This is a genomic window from Limnohabitans sp., assembly GCF_040400975.1.
Classification (GTDB): domain Bacteria; phylum Pseudomonadota; class Gammaproteobacteria; order Burkholderiales; family Burkholderiaceae_C; genus Limnohabitans_A.
On sequence record NZ_JBBAPF010000035.1, the window covers coordinates 1 to 19,625 of the forward strand.

At 58.8% G+C, this 19,625-nt stretch carries 20 protein-coding genes and 2 pseudogenes; 13 read left to right on the forward strand and 9 right to left on the reverse strand.

Features of this window, described 5'->3' with window-relative positions; translation table 11 throughout:
• From ABWQ00_RS14495 to folK, 5 genes and pseudogenes are all read left to right on the forward strand, one after another.
• Positions 1–109, forward strand: a pseudogene (locus ABWQ00_RS14495) (phosphoenolpyruvate carboxylase); the annotation flags it as partial.
• 11 nt (positions 110–120) lie between these two features.
• Entirely contained in the window at positions 121–807 is a 687-nt protein-coding gene (gene hda, locus ABWQ00_RS14500; protein WP_353239369.1) for a DnaA regulatory inactivator Hda, read from the forward strand.
• Complete coding sequence (locus ABWQ00_RS14505) at positions 804–1,472, forward strand: HAD family hydrolase (protein WP_353239370.1); 669 nt, start codon at positions 804–806, stop codon at positions 1,470–1,472. Before hda ends, ABWQ00_RS14505 begins: the two co-directional genes overlap by 4 nt.
• Entirely contained in the window at positions 1,469–3,028 is a 1,560-nt protein-coding gene (gene pcnB / locus ABWQ00_RS14510; protein ID WP_353239371.1) for a polynucleotide adenylyltransferase PcnB, read from the forward strand. The genes ABWQ00_RS14505 and pcnB overlap by 4 nt, the downstream gene beginning before the upstream one ends.
• 14 nt (positions 3,029–3,042) lie before the next feature.
• Positions 3,043–3,534: a 2-amino-4-hydroxy-6-hydroxymethyldihydropteridine diphosphokinase gene (folK, locus tag ABWQ00_RS14515; protein ID WP_353239372.1), complete on the forward strand. Its 492-nt coding sequence runs from the start codon at positions 3,043–3,045 to the stop codon at positions 3,532–3,534.
• Between the two features lie 85 nt (positions 3,535–3,619).
• Here folK and ABWQ00_RS14520 read toward each other — a convergent pair whose 3' ends face one another.
• Together ABWQ00_RS14520 and ABWQ00_RS14525 are read right to left on the reverse strand one after the other, a co-directional pair.
• Positions 3,620–4,066, reverse strand: coding sequence for a TM2 domain-containing protein (locus tag ABWQ00_RS14520; protein ID WP_353239373.1), 447 nt, complete (start codon positions 4,064–4,066; stop codon positions 3,620–3,622).
• Between the two features lie 7 nt (positions 4,067–4,073).
• Positions 4,074–4,595 (reverse strand): GNAT family N-acetyltransferase, encoded by a 522-nt coding sequence (locus ABWQ00_RS14525; protein ID WP_353239374.1) that lies wholly within the window; start codon positions 4,593–4,595, stop codon positions 4,074–4,076.
• Between the two features lie 137 nt (positions 4,596–4,732).
• On the opposite strand from ABWQ00_RS14525, the gene rpsP reads away from it, so the two are divergent.
• The 4 genes from rpsP to rplS all read left to right on the forward strand — a co-directional run bounded on the left by rpsP (position 4,733) and on the right by rplS (position 6,937).
• A complete protein-coding gene (gene rpsP / locus ABWQ00_RS14530; protein ID WP_090045429.1) occupies positions 4,733–4,984 on the forward strand; it encodes a 30S ribosomal protein S16 in 252 nt (83 codons plus the stop codon).
• A 16-nt stretch (positions 4,985–5,000) separates the two neighbouring features.
• Positions 5,001–5,612: a ribosome maturation factor RimM gene (gene rimM / locus ABWQ00_RS14535; RefSeq protein WP_353239375.1), complete on the forward strand. Its 612-nt coding sequence runs from the start codon at positions 5,001–5,003 to the stop codon at positions 5,610–5,612.
• Positions 5,613–5,640: 28 nt separating this feature from the next.
• Complete coding sequence (gene trmD / locus ABWQ00_RS14540; protein ID WP_353239376.1) at positions 5,641–6,438, forward strand: tRNA (guanosine(37)-N1)-methyltransferase TrmD; 798 nt, start codon at positions 5,641–5,643, stop codon at positions 6,436–6,438.
• A 115-nt stretch (positions 6,439–6,553) separates the two neighbouring features.
• Positions 6,554–6,937 carry a 50S ribosomal protein L19 gene (gene rplS, locus ABWQ00_RS14545; RefSeq protein WP_291916532.1) on the forward strand — a complete coding sequence of 128 codons (384 nt, stop codon included), beginning with the start codon at positions 6,554–6,556 and terminating at the stop codon, positions 6,935–6,937.
• 169 nt (positions 6,938–7,106) lie between these two features.
• On the opposite strand, the gene ABWQ00_RS14550 is transcribed toward rplS, so the two are convergent.
• Together ABWQ00_RS14550 and orn are read right to left on the reverse strand one after the other, a co-directional pair.
• A complete protein-coding gene (locus ABWQ00_RS14550; protein WP_353239377.1) occupies positions 7,107–9,185 on the reverse strand; it encodes a DEAD/DEAH box helicase in 2,079 nt (692 codons plus the stop codon).
• A gap of 261 nt (positions 9,186–9,446) precedes the next feature.
• Positions 9,447–10,036, reverse strand: a pseudogene (gene orn, locus ABWQ00_RS14555) (oligoribonuclease).
• A 95-nt stretch (positions 10,037–10,131) separates the two neighbouring features.
• Between orn and ABWQ00_RS14560 the strand changes: the two are divergent.
• Genes ABWQ00_RS14560 through rsgA form a run of 3 tightly spaced genes read left to right on the forward strand, consistent with a single transcriptional unit; the run spans position 10,132 to position 12,698 of the window.
• Entirely contained in the window at positions 10,132–11,391 is a 1,260-nt protein-coding gene (locus ABWQ00_RS14560; RefSeq protein ID WP_353239378.1) for a M48 family metallopeptidase, read from the forward strand.
• Complete coding sequence (locus ABWQ00_RS14565; protein ID WP_353239379.1) at positions 11,388–11,699, forward strand: 4a-hydroxytetrahydrobiopterin dehydratase; 312 nt, start codon at positions 11,388–11,390, stop codon at positions 11,697–11,699. Before ABWQ00_RS14560 ends, ABWQ00_RS14565 begins: the two co-directional genes overlap by 4 nt.
• Positions 11,700–11,705: 6 nt before the next feature.
• Positions 11,706–12,698, forward strand: a complete 993-nt coding sequence (gene rsgA / locus ABWQ00_RS14570) for a ribosome small subunit-dependent GTPase A (RefSeq protein ID WP_353239380.1) — start codon at positions 11,706–11,708, stop codon at positions 12,696–12,698.
• 14 nt (positions 12,699–12,712) lie between these two features.
• Here rsgA and ABWQ00_RS14575 read toward each other — a convergent pair whose 3' ends face one another.
• Positions 12,713–13,672, reverse strand: coding sequence for a CobD/CbiB family protein (locus tag ABWQ00_RS14575; RefSeq protein WP_353239381.1), 960 nt, complete (start codon positions 13,670–13,672; stop codon positions 12,713–12,715).
• A 7-nt stretch (positions 13,673–13,679) separates the two neighbouring features.
• Entirely contained in the window at positions 13,680–14,423 is a 744-nt protein-coding gene (locus tag ABWQ00_RS14580) for a CoA pyrophosphatase (RefSeq protein ID WP_502908150.1), read from the reverse strand.
• Between the two features lie 105 nt (positions 14,424–14,528).
• Between ABWQ00_RS14580 and ABWQ00_RS14585 the strand changes: the two genes are divergently transcribed.
• Entirely contained in the window at positions 14,529–15,425 is an 897-nt protein-coding gene (locus ABWQ00_RS14585) for a hypothetical protein (RefSeq protein WP_353239383.1), read from the forward strand.
• A gap of 89 nt (positions 15,426–15,514) precedes the next feature.
• Here the strand turns inward: ABWQ00_RS14585 and ABWQ00_RS14590 are convergent, their stop codons facing one another.
• From ABWQ00_RS14590 to ABWQ00_RS14600, 3 genes are all read right to left on the reverse strand, one after another.
• The gene (locus tag ABWQ00_RS14590; protein WP_353239384.1) at positions 15,515–16,519 is read right to left on the reverse strand and encodes a class 1 fructose-bisphosphatase; all 1,005 of its coding nucleotides are present in this window, start codon (positions 16,517–16,519) and stop codon (positions 15,515–15,517) included.
• Between the two features lie 19 nt (positions 16,520–16,538).
• The gene (gene pepN / locus ABWQ00_RS14595) at positions 16,539–19,262 is read right to left on the reverse strand and encodes an aminopeptidase N (protein ID WP_353239385.1); all 2,724 of its coding nucleotides are present in this window, start codon (positions 19,260–19,262) and stop codon (positions 16,539–16,541) included.
• Between the two features lie 33 nt (positions 19,263–19,295).
• On the reverse strand, positions 19,296–19,625 hold a 330-nt coding region (locus ABWQ00_RS14600; protein WP_353239386.1), incomplete at its 5' end, for a peptide chain release factor-like protein.

Sequence of the window (19,625 nt, forward strand, 5' to 3'; positions counted from 1 at the left end):
CCACGGCCGCGGCGGTACCGTGGGTCGCGGCGGTGGACCGAGTCATGACGCTATTCTTGCGCAACCTGCGGGTACAGTGAACGGGCAATTCCGCCTTACTGAGCAGGGGCCCGATCAGGCATGAAGCAGTTGGCTTTGGACATCGGCCTGGCTTCGACGCCAACGCTGAACAATTTCTTTTCGGGCCCGAATGCCGACATCTTGAACCATTTGCGTTTGTGGACCTCCTCCGTCAGCCGCGCGCCAGTGCCTACCTACCTTTGGGGTGAAAGCGGTTCTGGAAAAACCCATTTGCTGCAAGCGGTGCACCATGCGTTGCATGAGCAGGGGGCGCAGGTGGGCTGGCTGGATGCACACACCATGAGTCCACCGGAGTTCAACGACGATTGGGCGGTGGTGCTGATGGACGATGTGCACTTGTACAACTTAGAGCAACAGCACACGGCTTTCAATTGGTTTGTCAACGCACTGACCCCCAGAACAGGTCTGCCGCGCTGGGTGCTGGCGGCAGGGGCTTTGCCGCCCGCTGATTTGAAACTGCGGGATGACCTGCGGACTCGCTTGGGGTGGGGCCGTGTGGATGCCCTGCAGGTGTTGGACGAGTCCGAACGCCGCGCTGTGCTGCGCCAAGAGGCCGATGCCCGGGGCTTATTCTTGAGTGACGAAGTGATGTCTTACATGCTCAAGCGCTTTTCGAGGGATCTGGCCAGCCTCATGCAGTTGCTGGACCACTTGGACCAATATGCTTTGCAAACGCAACGCGCCCTGACCATTCCTCTGGTTCGCGCGATGCTGGAGAATGAATGAAACTCGCTCTGTTTGACCTCGACCACACCTTGCTTCCGCTGGACTCTGACCACACTTGGGGCGTGTTCACCACCGAACTGGGCTGGACCGACCCGGTGGTGTTCAACCAACGCAATGATGAGTTTTATGCCCTCTACCAAGCGGGAACGCTCGACATTCATGAGTACGTGCGCTTTGCCACCCGTGCGGCACGCGAACGCGGTGTTGTTCAAGCGGCCCATGCCCATGCCCGTTATATGGACGAAGTGATCCGCCCGCGCATCAAGCCCGAGGCACTGGCACTGGTACGATCGCACCAGCACGCGGGGGACACGGTCATGATCGTGACCGCCACCAACGAGTTTGTGACCCGCCCGATTGCCCAGGCCTTCGGGGTGAGCGAATTGATCGCTGTCGACCTCGAACGCGATGCCAGTGGCTGGATCACGGGCGAGATCCGAGGCATCCCGTCGTTTCGGGAGGGTAAAGTGACCCGTGTCGCGCATTGGTTAGACCAAAAAGGTTTGGGCTGGGGCGACGTGGAGATAACGTTTTATTCGGACTCCATGAACGACTTGCCACTTTTGGAAAAAGCCCACCATCCGGTGGCAACGAATCCTGACGCTCGGTTGCGTCAACTGGCCGCAGAGCGGGGCTGGCGCATCCTCGACCTTTTTCAAGAATGATCAAACAATTCATCGACAAGCTGATGGGCAAAACGCCCAAAAGCAGCAAACCCCACTTTGGTCGCCGCACCGAGGTACCCGCCTCGGTGCACGGCATCGACTCGAGCTTGGTGGATGAGCGCGCCATCAACGTGACGCGCACTTTGCAGCAAGCCGGGTTTGAGGCCTACATCGTGGGCGGCGCCGTGCGCGACCTGCTGCTGGGCCTGCGCCCCAAAGACTTTGATGTGGCCACCGATGCCACGCCGGAGCAAGTCAAGGGTCTGTTTCGCCGCGCTTTCATCATTGGGCGGCGCTTTCGCATCGTGCACGTGGTGTACGGCCGGGGGCGGGACAACGAGGTGATCGAGGTCTCCACCTTTCGGGCGCACCTGGACAACGTAGCCGCAGAGCAAGTCAAAGGCAATGAGCGCACCAGTAAACGCCAGCTTGAAGGCATGCATCACGCCGTGGATTCATCGGGGCGCGTCTTGCGCGACAACGTCTGGGGACCACAAGACGAAGACGCCACGCGCCGCGACTTCACGGTGAATGCCATGTACTACGACCCCGAGTCGCAGATCGTGGTGGACTACCACGGCGGTATTCAGGATTCCAAAAAGCGCGTCCTGCGCATGATCGGCGACCCGGTGGCGCGCTACCGTGAAGACCCGGTGCGCATCATCCGTGCCGTGCGCTTTGCGGCAAAGCTCAGTCCGCTGGGTTTCAAGCTGGAAGCCAAAACCGTCAAGCCGCTGAAGCAGTCGGCCACTTTGCTGGCCGATGTGCCGCAAAGTCGCTTGTTTGACGAGATGCTCAAGCTGCTGCAGACCGGGCATGCGCTGGCCTCGATTGCGCAGCTGAAAAATTTGGGTTTGGCCACTGGCATTTACCCCTTGCTGGATGTGGTGGTGGAGCGTGCAGACAGTGCCTTCGTGCAAGTGGCCTTGGCCGATACTGACCGACGCGTGGGCGAGGGCAAGCCGGTTGCCCCGAGCTTCTTGTTGGCCTGCGTGTTGTGGGCCGATGTCCGAGAAGGCTGGGCCAAACGCCTGGCACGCAAGGAGCACCCACACCCGGCTTTGCAGGATGCGATCGACGAGGTGTTCGATGCACGCATCGGCGATGTGTCCGGACGTGGCAAGCTGGCGGCCGATATGCGCGAGATCTGGATGATGCAGCCGCGCTTTGAAAAACGGGTGGGCAGTACGCCGTTTGGCCTGGTTGAGCAGCCACGCTTTCGTGCAGGCTTTGACTTTTTGCGTCTGCGTGCGGACATCGAAGAGGTGGACATCCGCTTGGCCGACTGGTGGCAAGAGTTCAGCATGGCCAGCGACTCGGAGCGCGAAGACCTGGTGCAAGCGGCCAAGGCCGAGCAGCAGGCCCTGCAAACCGCCAGACCGCGTGTGCGCCGTGCGCCTCGGCCTGAAGGCGTGGCCACTTCTACCTCGGCCCTGCCGCCCAGAGACGATGCGCCTTCATCGCTTGCCGAGCCGGCCGATGAGGTCGTACCCAAAAAACGCCGTCGCCGCCGCCGCCCAGCCGATGCAGGGGGTGAGTCGGGCAGCGCCCCATAACCCCAAGGCAAAGCATGCAGACCTCTGTGCGCGATGCAGTGACGGCCTGGGTGGCGTTGGGCGCTAACCTCGGCGATGCCCGACAGGCCGTGCTTCAAGCTTTCGAGGCGCTGAATCATTTGCCCGGCACGCGCTTGACAGGCCGATCGCGCCTCTACCGCAGTGCTCCCTACGAGGCCCAAGGTCCCGACTTCGTGAATGCGGTGGCGCAACTGGACACTTCATTGAGTGCGCCTGAATTGCTGAATGCTTTGCAAGCGCTGGAAGCCTTGGCAGGCCGCCAACGGCCTTATGTCAATGCCCCACGCACCTTGGACCTGGACCTGATTTTCTATGGCCAGTCCCACATCGACAGCCCACGCCTGCAGGTACCCCATCCGCGTTGGCGCGAGCGGGCTTTTGTTTTGTTGCCTTTGGCTGATATCTGGCCCGATCAAGTCAGCGCAGAGGATCGGGCGCGTGTGGCCGATCAGCCGATTGAGGTCTTGCCAGAGGACAAGGCTTGATCTTTTGGGTCCAGTTGCCGACTTCGCTGCAGACCCTGATGTGGTGACTTGGCGGGTGCCAAGCTGAGGCCAGGGGTTGCTGAAATTACTGACTGATCAGTCGAGCCGCTTCGATTTGGTATTCAAAATAGCGCTGAAAGCTGAAGACCAGGCTGGACATCATGACCGTGGTGCCTAACAGCAAGGCCGTGACGATGCCAATGATGGTGGCCCATTGTGTCCGTCCAGCTGGGTTCAAAACATCGGTCTGTGGATTGAACCGGGCATTCCATTTCTCAATGGGCATGAGCCCATAAAAAATCGCATTCATGGCGCAAGCAGCCAGGGTAAAGCCCAGCAAAGGGATCAGCATCCAGCTCAGCGTGTCGTCTTGCCCAAACTGCTTCACCCGTTCCAAACCATAAAACCCCAACGCGGTCGGGATCGGTAGCAGCCAGGCCAGCATGTCTTTGTAGCCGTGAAGGTAAAAACGGTGCAATCCCAAAGGGCCGCCCCAAAAAGCCAGCCAAGTCGCGAGTGTTTTGTTTTTCATGTTCCGATTATTGCGGAGCCGTGCTGTCACCCGCACCCAAAGGCTTTTCCATCAGCACCACATCCAGCCAGCGGTCAAATTTCCAACCGCATGATTTGAGGACACCGACATGACTGAAACCCACAGAACTGTGAACGCCAATCGAGCCGGCGTTGGCCGAATCGCCAATGACCGCCAGAAATTTGCGCACGCCTGCGCGTTCGGCCTGGACACACAGCTCGGCCAAAAGGGCTCGTCCCATGCCTTTGCGGTGCGCATCCGGTGCCATGTAAATCGAGTCTTCCGCAGAAAATCGGTAAGCGGGACGGGGCTTGAACCAGTTGCAATAGGCAAAACCGGTCACACGGCCTTGGTCTTCGACGACCAGGTAAGGCATGCCCTTGTACAGCACATCGGCACGGCGACTGGCCATGTCGGCCTCGTTGGGGGGATCGATCTCGAAGGTGCCTGTACCGGTGAGCACATGGTGGCGGTAAATGGCTGTGATGGCCGCAACGTCTTCGTCGCGGCTGGGTCGGATCAGTGGCAAGGCAAGGCTCCCGTTGTATAATAGTGGGCTTTTCAGTGTGTCAATGGCCGGGTGGCCACTTGCGTGTCTCAAACGCTGAAAGAAAACGGGTTTCACGGCAATTGTTCCGCAGAGACCCAACCACCCAAGGATAAATCATGGTTGTTATTCGTTTGAACCGCGGCGGCTCTAAAGCACGTCCTTTCTTCAACATCGTCGTTGCTGACAAGCGCGTGCGTCGCGATGGTCGCTTCCTCGAACGCATCGGTTTCTACAACCCCACAGCCAAAGGCGGCGAAGAAGGTCTGCGCATTGCTCAAGACCGCCTGACCTACTGGAAGGGCGTTGGCGCCCAGGCATCCCCCACCGTGGAACGCCTGATCCGTCAAGCTGGCAAAGCCGCCGCCTGATCGGTCCGCACGGCTCATGCGTCCGCCTTTGGAAACAGCCGCATTGCCGGCTGACGCCATCGAAATCGGGCGCATCACCGATGCTTGGGGCATCAAGGGCTGGTACAAGGTCTTGCCCCACAGCGCCTCGCCCGAGGCGCTTTTTTCTGCCAAAAGCTGGTTTTTGTTGCCGCCCGATCGGCCCATGAAACCCCAGCGTGGCCAAGAGGTGGCAGCCTCTGCACAACAGTCCTGGCGCGAGCCCTTGTTGCTCAACATCCTCGAAGTCAAAGACCATTCCGACACCGTGGTGGCGCGTGCCCAAGGCATTGACGACCGCAACGCGGCCGAATCTTTGCGTGGTGGCCGAATTTTCGTGCCACGTTCGAGCTTTCCTGCCGCTGCTGATGGCGAGTATTACTGGGTCGACCTGATCGGCTTGCAAGTATTCAACCGCGAAGGTGTAGATCTGGGCCAGGTGCGCGATCTCATGTCCACCGGCCCGCAAACCGTGCTGGTCATTGAAGCCTTAGCCCCAGCCGAAGGCGGCAAACCTGTCGAGCGCATGATCCCGTTTGTGGCCGCCTTCGTCGATGGCGTTGACTTGCCTGCCAAGCGCATCACAGTCGACTGGCAGCCAGACTACTGAGCCTCCCCGGCCGTGGAGGGCCATCCCCATGCGCTTTGACATCATCACCCTGTTTCCCGAGTTGTTTGCGCCGCTGTTGACAAGCGGTATCACGCGCCGTGCCTACGAAAGTGGTTTGGTCGACGTGCATTTTTGGAATCCACGCGACCACGCCGAAGGCAATTACCGCCGCGTCGATGACCGTTCATTTGGTGGTGGTCCTGGCATGGTCATGTTGGCCGAGCCCTTGTTCAAGTGCCTGACGGCCATTCGCGCCGATCGGCAAGAAGAAACACCTGCACCCTTGGTGTTGTTTTCTCCTGTTGGCCGGGCCCTGAACCACAGCTTGGTGGCTCAATGGTCGGCCAGCGCAGGGGCGGTGCTGCTGTGTGGCCGCTATGAAGGCGTGGACCAGCGTTTCATCGACCAATATGTTGACCAGCAAATCAGTCTGGGCGATTTTGTGCTCTCGGGCGGTGAAATCGCGGCCATGGCCTTGCTCGATGCGGTGGCCCGCTTGCAGCCGGGTGTGTTGAACGACGAGGGAAGCCACCAGCTCGACAGCTTCAACCCGGCGCTCGACGGTCTGCTGGACAGCCCGCACTACACCCGACCCGAAGTCTGGCAAGGGCATGCGGTGCCGCCCGAATTGATGTCGGGTCACCACGCGCACATCGAACGCTGGCGGCGTGAGCAAAGCCTGATTTTGACGGCCATGCACCGCCCCGAATTGCTGGATCAGGCCCGACAGCTTGGAAAGCTCAGCCGTCAAGATGAGGCTTCGCTCCAGCGGTCAAAAACCAGCTTGACCAGTTCGGCTCAATCCGCAGCAACAAAAAAGCTATAATCAAGGGCTTTTCGATCCTCTACCCGCCGCGATCTGGCTCAGTCATGCACAAGCATGGCCTTTACAGCACAGAACGCCCCTTGTGCAGCGAGGCATGATCGGACGGAGTTCAAAAATGAATTTGATTCAAACTCTTGAGCAGGAAGAAATTGCCCGTCTGGGTAAAGTGATTCCTGAATTTGCCCCCGGCGACACCGTGATCGTCAGCGTCAACGTGGTGGAAGGTGCGCGCAAGCGTGTCCAGGCCTACGAAGGTGTTGTGATCGCCAAGCGTAACCGTGGTCTGAACAGCGGCTTCACTGTGCGCAAGATCTCCAGTGGCGAAGGTGTGGAGCGTACGTTCCAAACCTACAGCCCCGTGATCGCGAGCATTGAAGTCAAACGCCGTGGTGATGTTCGCCGCGCCAAGCTGTACTACCTGCGTGACCGCAGCGGCAAGTCGGCACGTATCAAGGAAAAGTTGCCTCAGCGCAAAGCAGCCCCTGCTGCCAAAGCGTAAAGTCTTTTCTTTCATGCGAAAAAACCGCCCGGGTTTAGGCCCAGGGCGGTTTTTTTATGGTCGTTTCAAAACGCGCATGCTAACCGTCAAACCATGAAAAAAGGCCTTGCCGGTGAGGGCAAGACCTTGGACGGAAGCTTGAAGTCTTGGGTGGAACCCCAGAAAAAGATCAAGCGCGCGTGATTTTCAGCACGCGCGTGCCGCCTCGCTTGCCTGCAGGGCCTTCGCCTGCGGCGTGGGGTTTGAAGTTGCCGGCACCAAACTGCTTGGGGCCGCGGGCGAATTTGTCAGCGGCACCGGCTCCGCCGCGTGCGGCAGGACGGGCGGTGTTGCGGCTGTCACCACCACGGTCTTCCCAGCGGCCACCTTGACGTGGACCATCCTGGCGAGCGTCTTGGCGCGGGGCAGGGCGGCTGTCGCCCTTGTCCCAAGGGTGCGCAGGTGCGCCGCGCTGTTCAAAGCGGTCACCACCGCCGCGGTGGTCACCCCGGGGAGCGTCAAAACGACCGCCGTCCTTGCGGGCATCGACGCGGGGTTCGCTGCGCTGCTCAAAGCGGGGCTGCTGGTCGCGGAAATTGCCACGCGGGGCGCGGTTGTCAAAGCCACCGCCATCGCGGTCACGGTTGCCCCCGAAGTCGCGGCCACCAGGGGCGGGACGACCACCACGGAAACCACCGCCAGCGTTGGCGTAATTGCGCTCGCCAGCAAAGCGATCACCGCCACGGCCCATGGGTTTACGGGCTTCGGGCATGCGCATCTTGGGCTCTAAGCCTGGAATCACTTCGGCCTTGAAGGGTTGGCGTGTGTAGGACTCGATATCGCCGATCTTGCGGCGGTCACGGATTTCGGCAAAGGTCACGGCCAAACCATCACGGCCAGCGCGCCCTGTGCGGCCAATGCGGTGGGTGTAGTCCTCGGCCTTCATCGGCAAACCGAAGTTGAAGACGTGGGTGATGGTGGGGACGTCGATGCCGCGAGCGGCCACGTCGGTGGCCACCAAAATCTGGACCTGGCCATTGCGCAGCGCCATGAGGCGGCGGTTACGCATGCCTTGGCTCAGGGCTCCATGCAAAGCCACAGCCGAGAAGCCGTCTTGCTGCAGGTCAGCAGCTAAGCCGTCGCACTCGATTTGGGTGCTTGAAAACACGATGGCTTGGTCGATCGTGGCGTCACGCAACCAGTGGTCAAGCATCTGGCGCTTGTGCTGGGCGTTGTCGGCCCAGAACAGCACCTGCTTGATGTTGTTGTGCTTTTCCTGGGGGTTGTCAATCTGGATTTTCTGGACCGAAGAGCCACCGTCGTGCATCACGCGCATGGCCAGTTGTTGAATGCGCGGCGCAAACGTTGCACTGAACATCATGGTCTGACGGCGCTGGCTGGTCAGGTCGTTGATGTCGGCCAGGTCGTCCGAAAAACCCAGGTCGAGCATGCGGTCGGCTTCGTCGACCACCAAAAATTGCACCTTGTCCAGCTTGATTTGCATGGAGCGCTGCAGGTCGAGCAAACGACCGGGTGTGGCCACCACCAGGTTGGCATTTTGCAGCTTGGCAATTTGCAGCTGGTAAGGGATACCGCCGACGACGTTGGCCACGCGCAGACCACGTGTGTGTTTGACCAATTCAATCGCGTCTTGCGCCACCTGCTGGGCCAATTCACGTGTGGGGCAAACGATCAATGCGCCAGGGGTTGGGGCCTTGAAATTGCGTGGGTTGGTGGGGTCTTTACGCTTGGCACGCTTGGGGGCGGGCTCACCCTTGGCTGCAGCGTCGGCGCAGGCTTTTTCAAAATCGGCACGCTCAGCGGCTTCTTGCTCGGCCAATTGCTGGATCAGCGTGTGCAACACGGGCAACAAGAAGGCGGCGGTTTTGCCGCTGCCGGTTTGGCTGGAGACCATCAGGTCGGTGTAGCCATTGGACTTGCCGTCTTTGGAGCCGCCCGCAGTGGGCAGGGCCAGAGGAATGGCACGCAATTGCACAGCGGTGGGCTGGGTGTAACCCAGATCGGCCACGGCCTGCACCAGCTCAGGGGCCAGGCCCAGTTCGATGAATCCGTTGGGCAACTCGGCGATGGCTTCGACTTCTTCGGTGTCGACTTCAGCTGCTGGCTCGGGGGTGATTTCGGCCGCTGCTGCGACCATGATTTCAGTGGCCAAGTTGGTCGCAGCGGGCTGTGCCGTCGACCCGGTGGCGGTGGATGTAATTTCGACAGGCGACAAGTCGCTCTGCACTGTGTTCAAAGTGTCGGTCATGTGTATAAAAAACTCGCACGGAACAACGACCGACAACCAAAAGAATGTTGCATCAGGTCTTGGCACCGCAAGGTTGAAAAAACATCAACCATCAAACGGTGCTCGCGAGGGGCGCTTGGCATGGAGCCTGGCCGCTGTGAGTGACCCTATCTTTGGGTCAAGGCATGAAGGGAGATGTGAGAAATGCTGAACCTGTAGCCCAGCAAGCCAGCAATTATGACACGGCATAAAGAAAAGCGCTAGGGTTTTCCCTGAAACTTATCAAAGTCGTATGAAGAGATCGCGGTAATGGGTCAATTCATCAATGGATTCGTGAACATCGGCCAGTGCGGTGTGCTTTTGTTGCTTTTTGAAACTGGCATAGACCTCGGGCTTCCAGCGGCGCGACAGTTCTTTGAGCGTGCTCACATCCAAGTTGCGGTAGTGGAAAAGGCTTCCAGTTTGGGCATGTACTTGACCAAAAATCGGCGGTCTTGGCTGATGGTGTTGCCGCACAGCGGAGAGCTGTTTTTCGGCAAGTACTTTTTAAGAAAGCTCAAGATTTGCTCTTCGGCATCGGCTTCGCTGGTGGTAGAAGCCTTGACCTTGTCGATCAGCCCGCTTTTGCCGTGGGTGCCCTTGTTCCAGTTATCCATCTGGTTGAGCAGTTCGTCGCTTTGGTGAATGACCAGCACCGGGCCTTCGATGCGGGGCGTCAGATGCGGACCGGTTACGATGACGGCGATCTCCAGCAAGCGTTCTTTTTCGGGGTCTAGGCCCGTCATTTCACAATCGATCCACACCAGGTTTTGGTCGGATTTGGGCAGCACAGAGGCTTCAGGTGAGGGAGTATGGGTGTTCGCATCAGACATGCAAGGATTGTCGCCGATGCCATGAGCCCCTTGGCTGTGGGCTTGAATCGTGGCACACGCTTCGGCACCCAGAGTGCGGCTTCTACAATGGCGGCATGAATGCATCTTTGATTTTGACCCTGACTCTGGTGGTGGCCTTGCTGGCCCATGTGACGCTCAAGTTCTGGCTGAACGCCCGCCAGGTGCGGCATGTGGCGCGCCACCGATGCGCGGTGCCGCAAGCCTATGCCGAAACCATGAACTTGGCGGATCACCAAAAAGCGGCCGATTACACCTTGGCCAAAGCGCGGTTGTCGCAGATTGACATCGCCTTGGATGCCGCCGTTTTGCTAGGCTGGACGCTACTGGGCGGACTTGATGCACTCAACCAAGTGCTGTTGGGCTGGATGGGGCCGGGCATGGCGCAGCAAATCGCGCTGGTGCTGGGTTTCACCCTGGTCGGCGCTCTCATCGGCCTGCCTTTGTCATTGATGCAAACCTTTGGTGTGGAGCAGCGCTTCGGTTTCAACAAGATCACGCCAGCTTTGTGGCTCGCCGACATGGCCAAGGGATTGGTGCTGGGTTTGGCGCTGGGCCTGCCGCTGCTTTGGGTGGTGTTGTGGCTCATGCAAGCGGGTGGTGCGTGGTGGTGGCTGTGGGCCTGGGGCGTCTTGGTGGTTTGGCAACTGTTTTTGATGGCCATTGCGCCCAACGTGATCATGCCGCTGTTTAACAAATTCACGCCTTTAGATGACGAGTCTCTCAAGGCCCGCGTGCAGGGCTTGATGCAACGCGCAGGCTTCACAGCCAAAGGTTTTTTTGTGATGGATGGCAGCCGCCGATCGGCTCATTCCAATGCGTTTTTCACAGGCTTTGGCGCAAGCAAGCGCGTGGTGTTTTTCGACACCTTGCTCAAGCAACTGAGCCCGGCCGAAATGGAAGCAGTTCTGGCCCATGAGCTGGGCCATTTCAAGCACAAGCACATCGTCAAAATGATGGCGACCAGCTTCGCCATGACACTGGCGGGGTTGGCCCTGCTGGGCTGGCTGGCGCAGCAACTGTGGTTTTACACGGGCCTGGGCGTGATGCCCAATTTATCGGGCAGCAATGATGCGCTGGCGCTGGTCTTGTTCATGCTGGTCACGCCCGTGCTGACTTTGTTTTTTGCGCCTGTATCGTCTTGGCGATCTCGCCAACAGGAGTTCGAAGCCGATGCTTACGCTGTTTCACAAACACCGGGTAAAGACTTGTCTTCGGCCTTGCTCAAGTTGTATCAAGACAATGCGTCGACCCTGACGCCCGACCCTTGGTATGTGAAGTTTTATTACTCGCACCCCCCGGCCAGTGAGCGATTGCTCAGGATGAAAAACGGATGAGTACGTCAGAAGTTCGTGCGCTCAAACCCACCGAGGTGATCATGGCGCTTGGCCAAATTCCGGGTTGGCGTTTGTCGGGCGATGGCGAAAACATCGCCATTGAAAAAACCTTTGAATTTGCCGAGCACACGCATGCCTTGCTGTTCGTCAACAGCGTGGGCTGGTTGTCTGAAAAGCTCAACCACCACCCCGAATTGCTGCTGACTTACAAGCGTTGTGTGTTGCGCTGGAACACGCACGATGTGCGCGGACTGAGCCGACTGGACTTTGAGGCCGCGACCCAAACCGATGCTTTGTTATCGGCATGAATGGGCATGAATAAACCCAAATCCCGTCCAGCCTTGGACCATGCGGTCAATTTGCCAGCCGATCTGGAGCCTGGTCTGGTGGTGGCCTCTTATGGTCGCCACTGCCTGGTGGAGACGCCCGGAGGGCGACGCCTGATTTGTCACCCCCGGGGCAAAAAAAATCAAGTGGTAGTGGGCGACCAGGTCTTGTGGAAAATCGCGGGCGATGAGGGCAGCATTGAGAAACTGCAGGAGCGCCGCAACCTTTTTTACAGGCAAGATGAAATCCGCACCAAATCCTTCGCGGCCAATCTGGACCGTGTACTGATCTTGATTGCGGCCGATCCTGAGTATTCGGAAAGCCAACTCTCACGCGCTTTGGTGGCAGCAGAAGCAGAACGCATCACACCCATCATCGCCCTCAATAAGAGTGATTTGGCGCAGCCTTTTGCCCAGGCCTGGGCGCGCCTGGATCCATACCGCACCATGGGTTACAGCGTCATGCCCATCAGCCTGAGCCCACGGAGCCCGGTAGCCGACGATGGCGTGGCTGACTTGTGTGCGCAATTGAAAGGGATGACGACCCTGGTGCTCGGACCTTCCGGCAGTGGCAAGAGCACGCTGATCAACCGCTTGGTGCCCGATGCGCAAGTCGAAACAGGCGAGGTTTCGCTGGCGCTCAACTCTGGCAAGCACACCACGACCAGCACGCGTTGGTATTGGGTGCCAGCGCTCGATGCCAGTGCTGAACCAGCTGCCATGCGCGGTGCTTTGATCGATTCGCCAGGCTTTCAAGAGTTTGGCTTGAATCACATCGAACCCACGCGCCTGGCTGACTGCATGCCCGATTTACGAAAGCATCTGGGCGGCTGCAAGTTTTACAACTGCACGCATTTGCACGAACCCGGCTGTGCTGTTTTGGCACAGGTGGAAAACGCACAAAATCTCGGCACCATCAGCGTGCGCCGTCACCGCATTTATGCGCAACTGTTTGAAGAGTTGGGTCAGCAACGCTGGTGATGAAGTGGGTCTTGTCAGCCCACCAAGTTGGCCATGGTCAGTAAAGCCAACAACAGTAGCCACATGATCACGGTGCGCCAGACCAGTCCAACCACTTGCGCAAAGTGAGCCAGGCTGGGGATTCTTCCGGGCGTGCTGCTGCCACCAAGCGCCTTGGACTCTTCCTCGTCTGTGGCCGCGAGGGCAGCGCCACCGAGGCGGATATTGATGGCACCAGCGGTGGCCGCCAAGATCACACCATCGTTGTCTTGAGGAAAGTTTTGCGCATGGTTTCGCCACCCGTCCATGGCGTCTTCAAAGCTGCCCACAATGGCAAAACCCAAGGCAGTCATGCGCGACGGCAGCCAGTCCATGGCTTGCCAAGCGCGAAGGCTGACAGACCGCAGCACCTCACTGGCCCATGAACCATCAGCTGCTGGCTCTCGCCAGTGGCGCTGAGCCAACTCCGTGAGGCGGTAAATCACAGCGCCCACTGGACCGAGTCCGATGATCGACAAGGTAGCGTACCAAAAGAAGACGCCGAACACATGGCGGTGGGCGGCGATCACCGAGTACTCGATCACATGGCGAACGATTTCGCTGCGGGGGATTTGCCCTACCTTTACCTGCTGCCATTGGGCCAACAACTCGCGTGCTTTGTCCTCATCGCCGCTGTCCAAAGCCTCCCGAATGCCTGTGAAGTGATGGCTGAATTTACGAAAACCCAGTGTGGCATAGAGCAAAGCAATGTTCCACAGAACGGCCACCCACCAGCCCAGCCCCCAGGTCAACAACCAATGCACCAGCATGACCAAAATGGCTGGCCCCAACACGGTCACACCCCAAGTGATCCAGGCCTGTGAGCGAGCCCCTGCATCCAGCGTGCGCACTGTCCAGTGAATCCAACGGTCGATGCTTAAAAACACGAGGTTATCGGACTTGAGGGGGCGCGCTTGCTCCACTAAAAGAGCCAGCAAGATGGCAAAAAAACTCATGCTTTTCTCATGTTGTCGGGTTGGCCGCTAAAAAGCGGTAAAAGTTGCGCAGCATGCCCGCCGTTGCGCCCCAAATAAAGCGCTCAATCGCTTCGAGCTCACCATCTAAACCCGTTTGACTTGGGCGACTTTCCAGATAAGGCATGGAAAACCAATGCCGCTTTTGACCTTGCCAATCCATGGCATGTCGTTGGTGATTGGCGGGGTTCATCAAGAAAGAAAGGGGAACCTCAAACACATCGTCCACTTCCTCGGCGTTAGGGTGAAGCGCCATGTCGGGCGAGACCAGGCCCACCACTGGGGTCACCCAAAAAGCCGTGCCTGTGATGTAGGTCGGCAATTGCCCAATGACTTGCACATGCCGAGCATCGAGTCCGATTTCCTCTTGAGCTTCTCGCAAAGCCGTTGCCTGGTGGTTGGCATCTTCCGGATCCACTTTGCCACCTGGGAAAGCAATTTGTCCGGAATGCGTGTTCATGTGCGCCGCCCGACGTGTCAACAATACCGTGGGTGAGCAGGCATTGTGGCCACGCATGACGATGGGGACCAAAACTGCGGCTTGCGCGGGTGTACGGGAGGATGAAAAGTTTTCTCTCACCACCTCGGGTTGCCAGACCGGTGGATTCAAAAAACGCGACCGCAACGCTTGGGGCGATAGATGCGAGGACGGTACCGCGGGCAAATCGTGGTCGATTTGCCAAACGGGCACTTGACGCGGATCAAAGGGAGGGATTTTGGACACAGTGGGTATTTATAACCGAGAAGATCAAGGGTGCCCGATCGCCCCCAGTCCAAGCCGTAAAATCAAGTCGTTGCGTACCTTAGCAACGTTATTTTTTACAGATATGGAATGTTGATGAAACGCGATTATTTTTCTCAAGACGGTCGAGCAGAGCGGCGCTTAGGCGAGCACCGCAGTGGCTCTTGCATGGCCCTGATTGATGCTCGTTTTTTGATGTGGTTGGCCCAGCAGGGCGCTACAGGGGCCTCGGGTGATTCGGTCAATCGGCAGGGTTTGTTGAACTTGCTGTCTTTGGCACTGTCTCAATCGGGTTTGGATGTCGATGTGCGACGCATCTACTGGTACAGCGATCGTTCGGATGGCTTGGTCATCGACGATCAAATTGTGCGTTTGGTTCAAACACACGACGCCGATGGTGGCGCCTCTTTGCTTCGATCTCTGGGGCATGACCTCAAGCAGCTGGCCCAACACCATGCGTGTGATCACGTGCTGGTGGCCAGTGACGACGAGCGTTTTTTGGCCATCATTGACGAAGCCCAGCTCAACGGCGTCAGCGTGCACATTTTGGCGGACGAATCGGCTCGCAACATGCCGCAAATGGTGCGTACCGATCCGGGTTGGGCGCGTTTGTTGGCCCAAGCCGATCGCCGGGTAGTGGTCAATTCACAAGTTTTGGCCGACATGCTGCAGGGTAAGTTGCCTGTGGGTATGGGGTCGGCTGTTGAAGACGTGGAAGAGCTGCGCCAATCGATGCAAGAGGTCATCACGGCATGGTGGGCCGACGAACCCGAAGACCTGCGTGAAGACTTGCGCGATGCGCTCCAGGTCAGTCGCGGCATTCCGCAAGAGGTAGATCGCCAGCTTTTGCTGCGCATGCGCCAGCGCTTGACCCGAGCGTTGAGCTTGCCAGAGAAAAAAATGTTACGCGAGACTCTGCGTGCAGTGGTTGCGGCGCCTGCGGTGCATGCAGCCTCCGCATTGGATGGTTTGCCGCCAGACACTGACGACTGACCACCTGGCGACGTGTGTGCCCGTCTGAAATAAAAAAGCCCTGAATCTCTCGATTCAGGGCTTTTTGCAGAGGCCGCCGATGCGCGGTGTCACGTCTGAGTGTGGTAGCTGGTCAAGAGATCGACTTCGTTTTTGGAGCCCAGGATCACGCTCACGCGCTCGTGCAGCTGACTCGGTTGCAGGTCCAAAATGCGTTGCTTGCCATTGGTTGAAGCGCCACCCGCTTGCTCGATCAGCCAGCTCATGGGGTTGGCTTCGTACATCAGGCGCAGCTTGCCGGCTTTGTGCGGCTCGCGCTTGTCCCAGGGGTACATGAAGACACCGCCGCGCGTCAGGATGCGGTGCACATCGGCCACCATGGAGGCAATCCAGCGCATGTTGAAGTCCTTGCCACGCGGACCTTCCTTGCCCTGCAAACATTCGTCGATGTAGCGGCGCACCGGTTCGTCCCAGTGGCGCATATTGCTCATGTTGATGGCGAATTCTTTGGTGTCGGCAGGCACCTGCACGTTTTCTTGCGTGAGCACAAATGAGCCTTGCTCTCGGTCCAGGGTGAACATGGCCACGCCATCGCCCACCGTGAGCACCAAGGTGGTTTGTGGGCCGTACACACAGTAGCCTGCGGCCACTTGGTTCTTGCCGGGTTGCAAAAAGTCTTGTTCGGTGACGCCCTGGCTGCCTTCAGGTTTCTTGAGCACGCTGAAGATGGTGCCGATGCTGACGTTGACATCGATGTTGGACGAGCCATCGAGGGGGTCGAACAACAGCAGGTATTCGCCTTGTGGGTAGCGGTTGGGCACCAGGTAGATGCTGTCCATTTCTTCGGAGGCCATGGCCGCGAGGTGTCCACCCCACTCATTGGCTTCAAGCAGCACTTCGTTGGCGATGATGTCCAACTTTTTTTGCACCTCGCCTTGCACGTTCTCGCTTTCGGCCGTGCCCAGCACACCGCCCAAAGCGCCTTTGTTCACCGCGTGGCTGATGCTTTTGCAGGCGCGGGCGACGACTTCGAGCAGCAAGCGCAAATCGGCCGGGATGTGGCCTTTGTCGCGTTGTTGCTCGACCAGGTAGCGGGAAAGGGAAATTTTGCTCATGGGATTTCCTTGATTCGGTTCAAGCGGCGTTCAGCGCACGGCTGATGACTTCGCGCACGTCGTTGCTGAGGTCTGCTTTGGCGGCCACGCGCTCAATGGCGACTTTGGCCGCGCTGCGGTAGGGCTCGGCCAGGCGGCTCCAGCGGTCCATGGCGCGGGCCAGACGTGCTGCCACTTGCGGGTTGATGGCGTCAAGCGCCAGAACCTGCTCACTCCAGTAAACATAGCCAGCCGCATCGGCGCGGTGAAAACCTGCTGGATTGGCGCTGCAATAGCTGAAGATCAGGCTGCGAGCGCGGTTCGGATTGCGCAGGCTGAAGTCGGCATGTTGCATCAGTTGGCGCACACGCGGTAACACGTCACCTGCGCGATCAGGTGCACCGGCTTGCAGGGCAAACCACTTGTCGATCACCAGGGCTTCGTGCTGGAACATTTTGTGGAACAAGGTCAGTGCATCTGGTGCCAAGGCATGGCCGCTGACGACCAGGGCCGACAAGGCGTTGAAGCGGTCAGTCATGTTGCCCGCATCCTTGAACTGTTGGTACACACGACCAGGTATCACAACATCGCCGTTTTGCACGGTGGCCAAGCACAGCATGGTCATGGCCAGACCCGCGAGAGCGCGGCGGCCGCTAGATTTGGCATCGGCCGAATAGGCCCCGTTGTTTTTGTGCGCATCCCAAGCCCACTGCCAATCGGCTTGCAGGGCGGTGGCCAATTGCAGGCGCATGGTCTCGCGCAGCGCGTGCACGCGCTGTGGGTCCACCACGTCCAGCTGGTCGGCTATGTAGTTTTCAGACGGCAGCGTCAGGGCCAGGTCTTTGAAAGCCGCATCCAGCGTGGGGTGACGCAGCACATTGCGCAGGGCTGCCACCAAGGCCTCGGACAGCACGGACTGGCCCGTCAGGTCTTTGTTCTGATGGATGGCCTCCAGAGCGCTTTGCAGCATCAGGCGCTGGCCTGCCTCCCATTGGTTGAAGGGGTCACTGTCGTGGGCCAGCAAGATCAACAGATCATCTGCATTCAGACCGTCTTCAAGCACCACCGGGGCACTGAAAGCCCGCAACAATGAAAGCACAGGGGCACTGTCAACGTTGGCAAATGTATAACGGGCGCTGGCTTCGGTCAGCACCAGGGTTTGCTGCAGCGCACTGTCAACTGTTCCGGCCAGTTGCAGCGGCAGGGCTTGGCCGTCGCGGCTGAGCAGGCCCAGCGTGACCGGGATCACGAATGGCGCTTTGCGTTCCTGGTCAGGGGTCACAGGGCAACTTTGGCTGAGCGTCAAGGTATAGGAGCGCTCATTGGCGTTGTATTCACCCACCGCATGCAAGCGCGGCGTACCGGCCTGGCTGTACCAATGTTTGAAAGTGCTCAGGTTGTTGGCAAGGGCCGAGCCTGGGTTGGCATCCGCAATGGCTTGGGCGAAGTCGTCGCAGGTCACGGCTTGGCCGTCATGGCGCTCAAAGTAGAGCTTCATGCCCCTGGCAAAGCCGTCGCGGCCATGCAAGTCAGCAGGCGTGGCCACCAGCGTTTGCATCATGCGAACAACTTCAGCGCCTTTTTCGTAGATGGTGACCGTGTAAAAATTGTTGATTTCCACATAGCTGTCGGGACGCACCGGGTGCGCCATGGGGCCGGCATCTTCGGCAAACTGCACCGTGCGAAGCACGCGCACGTCTTCGATGCGTTTGACGGCGCGTGCACTCGTGTCCCCAGCCATGTCCTGGCTGAACTCCTGGTCGCGAAAAACCGTGAGGCCCTCTTTGAGTGAGAGCTGAAACCAGTCGCGGCAGGTGATGCGGTTGCCGGTCCAATTGTGGAAGTATTCGTGGCCAACAACGCTTTCGATGTTGCCGAAGTCCATGTCGGTGGCCGTGGCCGGGTTCGCCAACACGTATTTGGTGTTGAAGATGTTCAGCCCCTTGTTTTCCATGGCGCCCATGTTGAAGTCGCTGGTGGCCACGATCATGAAGCGTTCCAGATCCAGTGGCAGGCCAAAGCGCGCTTCGTCCCAAGCCACGCTGGCCATGAGGGAGTTCATTGCGTGTTCGGTCTTGTCCAGATCGCCGGGGCGCACAAATACTTGAAGCAAGTGCTCTTTGCCACTGCGGCTGGTGATGCGCTGCTCACGCGCGACCAGTTGACCGGCGACGAGAGCAAACAAGTAGCAGGGTTTTTTGTGTGGGTCGACCCACTTGGCAAAGTGCCGCCCATCCTCCAGCGGGCCTTGTTCGACCAAATTCCCATTGCTCAGCAGCACGGGGTATTTGGTCTTGTCGGCACGCAGGGTCACGGTGTAGCTGGCCATCACGTCCGGACGGTCGAGAAAATAGGTAATGCGGCGGAAGCCTTCAGCCTCGCACTGGGTGAAGAAGGTCCCCTGGCTGACGTACAAGCCCATCAGCTGGGTGTTCTTCTCGGGGTTGCAGGTGGTGAAGATTTCCAGATCGAAGGCGTCAGTGCCACCCTCTTCAAAGCACGGCAGGTTTTCCAACACCAGCTGCTTGCCGTCCATCTTGAACGAGGTGCCACCGCCGTTGACCAGCACGCGTGCCAAATTCAGGTCTTCCCCATCCAGGCGCAGTGCTTGTGCCGCCACATCGGGGTTGCGGCGCAGGCGCATCTTGTTGAGCACGCGGGTTTTGGTGGGGTCGAGGTCGAATGTCAAATCGACCGTGTCGATCCAGAACGCCGGGGCGACATAAGCCTCCCGGTGAATCGCGGTGGGTTGTCCTTCACGCATCAGGAACTCCGTTTTGGTTGCGGTCTGACCGAGTCAGAGACCTTGTTTCAGTGAGGCTTCGATGAATGCATCGAGGTCGCCATCGAGCACCTTTTGGGTGGCCGAAATTTCGACGTTGGTGCGTAAATCCTTGATGCGGCTGTTGTCGAGCACATAGCTGCGGATCTGGTGACCCCAGCCCACATCGGTCTTGGTGTCTTCCAGCTTTTGCTGCTCTTCCATGCGCTTGCGCATCTCGAAGTCATACAGGCGCGAGCGCAAGCGTTGCCAAGCCACATCGCGGTTGCTGTGCTGGCTGCGGCCGTCTTGGCACTGCACCACGATGCCGGTGGGGATGTGCGTCAGGCGCACGGCCGAGTCGGT

Bases quoted from the DNA above. Each gene is read 5' to 3' on its own strand.
- pcnB (WP_353239371.1), top strand. From the start codon at position 1,469: ATGATCAAACAATTCATCGACAAGCTGATGGGCAAAACGCCCAAAAGC.
- hda (WP_353239369.1), top strand. From the start codon at position 121: ATGAAGCAGTTGGCTTTGGACATCGGCCTGGCTTCGACGCCAACGCTG.
- pepN (WP_353239385.1), bottom strand. From the start codon at position 19,262: ATGCGTGAAGGACAACCCACCGCGATTCACCGGGAGGCTTATGTCGCC.
- rpsP (WP_090045429.1), top strand. From the start codon at position 4,733: ATGGTTGTTATTCGTTTGAACCGCGGCGGCTCTAAAGCACGTCCTTTC.
- ABWQ00_RS14505 (WP_353239370.1), top strand. From the start codon at position 804: ATGAAACTCGCTCTGTTTGACCTCGACCACACCTTGCTTCCGCTGGAC.
- ABWQ00_RS14550 (WP_353239377.1), bottom strand. From the start codon at position 9,185: ATGACCGACACTTTGAACACAGTGCAGAGCGACTTGTCGCCTGTCGAA.
- trmD (WP_353239376.1), top strand. From the start codon at position 5,641: ATGCGCTTTGACATCATCACCCTGTTTCCCGAGTTGTTTGCGCCGCTG.
- rplS (WP_291916532.1), top strand. From the start codon at position 6,554: ATGAATTTGATTCAAACTCTTGAGCAGGAAGAAATTGCCCGTCTGGGT.
- rimM (WP_353239375.1), top strand. From the start codon at position 5,001: ATGCGTCCGCCTTTGGAAACAGCCGCATTGCCGGCTGACGCCATCGAA.
- ABWQ00_RS14585 (WP_353239383.1), top strand. From the start codon at position 14,529: ATGAAACGCGATTATTTTTCTCAAGACGGTCGAGCAGAGCGGCGCTTA.
- ABWQ00_RS14560 (WP_353239378.1), top strand. From the start codon at position 10,132: ATGAATGCATCTTTGATTTTGACCCTGACTCTGGTGGTGGCCTTGCTG.
- rsgA (WP_353239380.1), top strand. From the start codon at position 11,706: ATGAATAAACCCAAATCCCGTCCAGCCTTGGACCATGCGGTCAATTTG.
- ABWQ00_RS14590 (WP_353239384.1), bottom strand. From the start codon at position 16,519: ATGAGCAAAATTTCCCTTTCCCGCTACCTGGTCGAGCAACAACGCGAC.
- ABWQ00_RS14575 (WP_353239381.1), bottom strand. From the start codon at position 13,672: ATGAGTTTTTTTGCCATCTTGCTGGCTCTTTTAGTGGAGCAAGCGCGC.
- ABWQ00_RS14520 (WP_353239373.1), bottom strand. From the start codon at position 4,066: ATGAAAAACAAAACACTCGCGACTTGGCTGGCTTTTTGGGGCGGCCCT.
- ABWQ00_RS14565 (WP_353239379.1), top strand. From the start codon at position 11,388: ATGAGTACGTCAGAAGTTCGTGCGCTCAAACCCACCGAGGTGATCATG.
- folK (WP_353239372.1), top strand. From the start codon at position 3,043: ATGCAGACCTCTGTGCGCGATGCAGTGACGGCCTGGGTGGCGTTGGGC.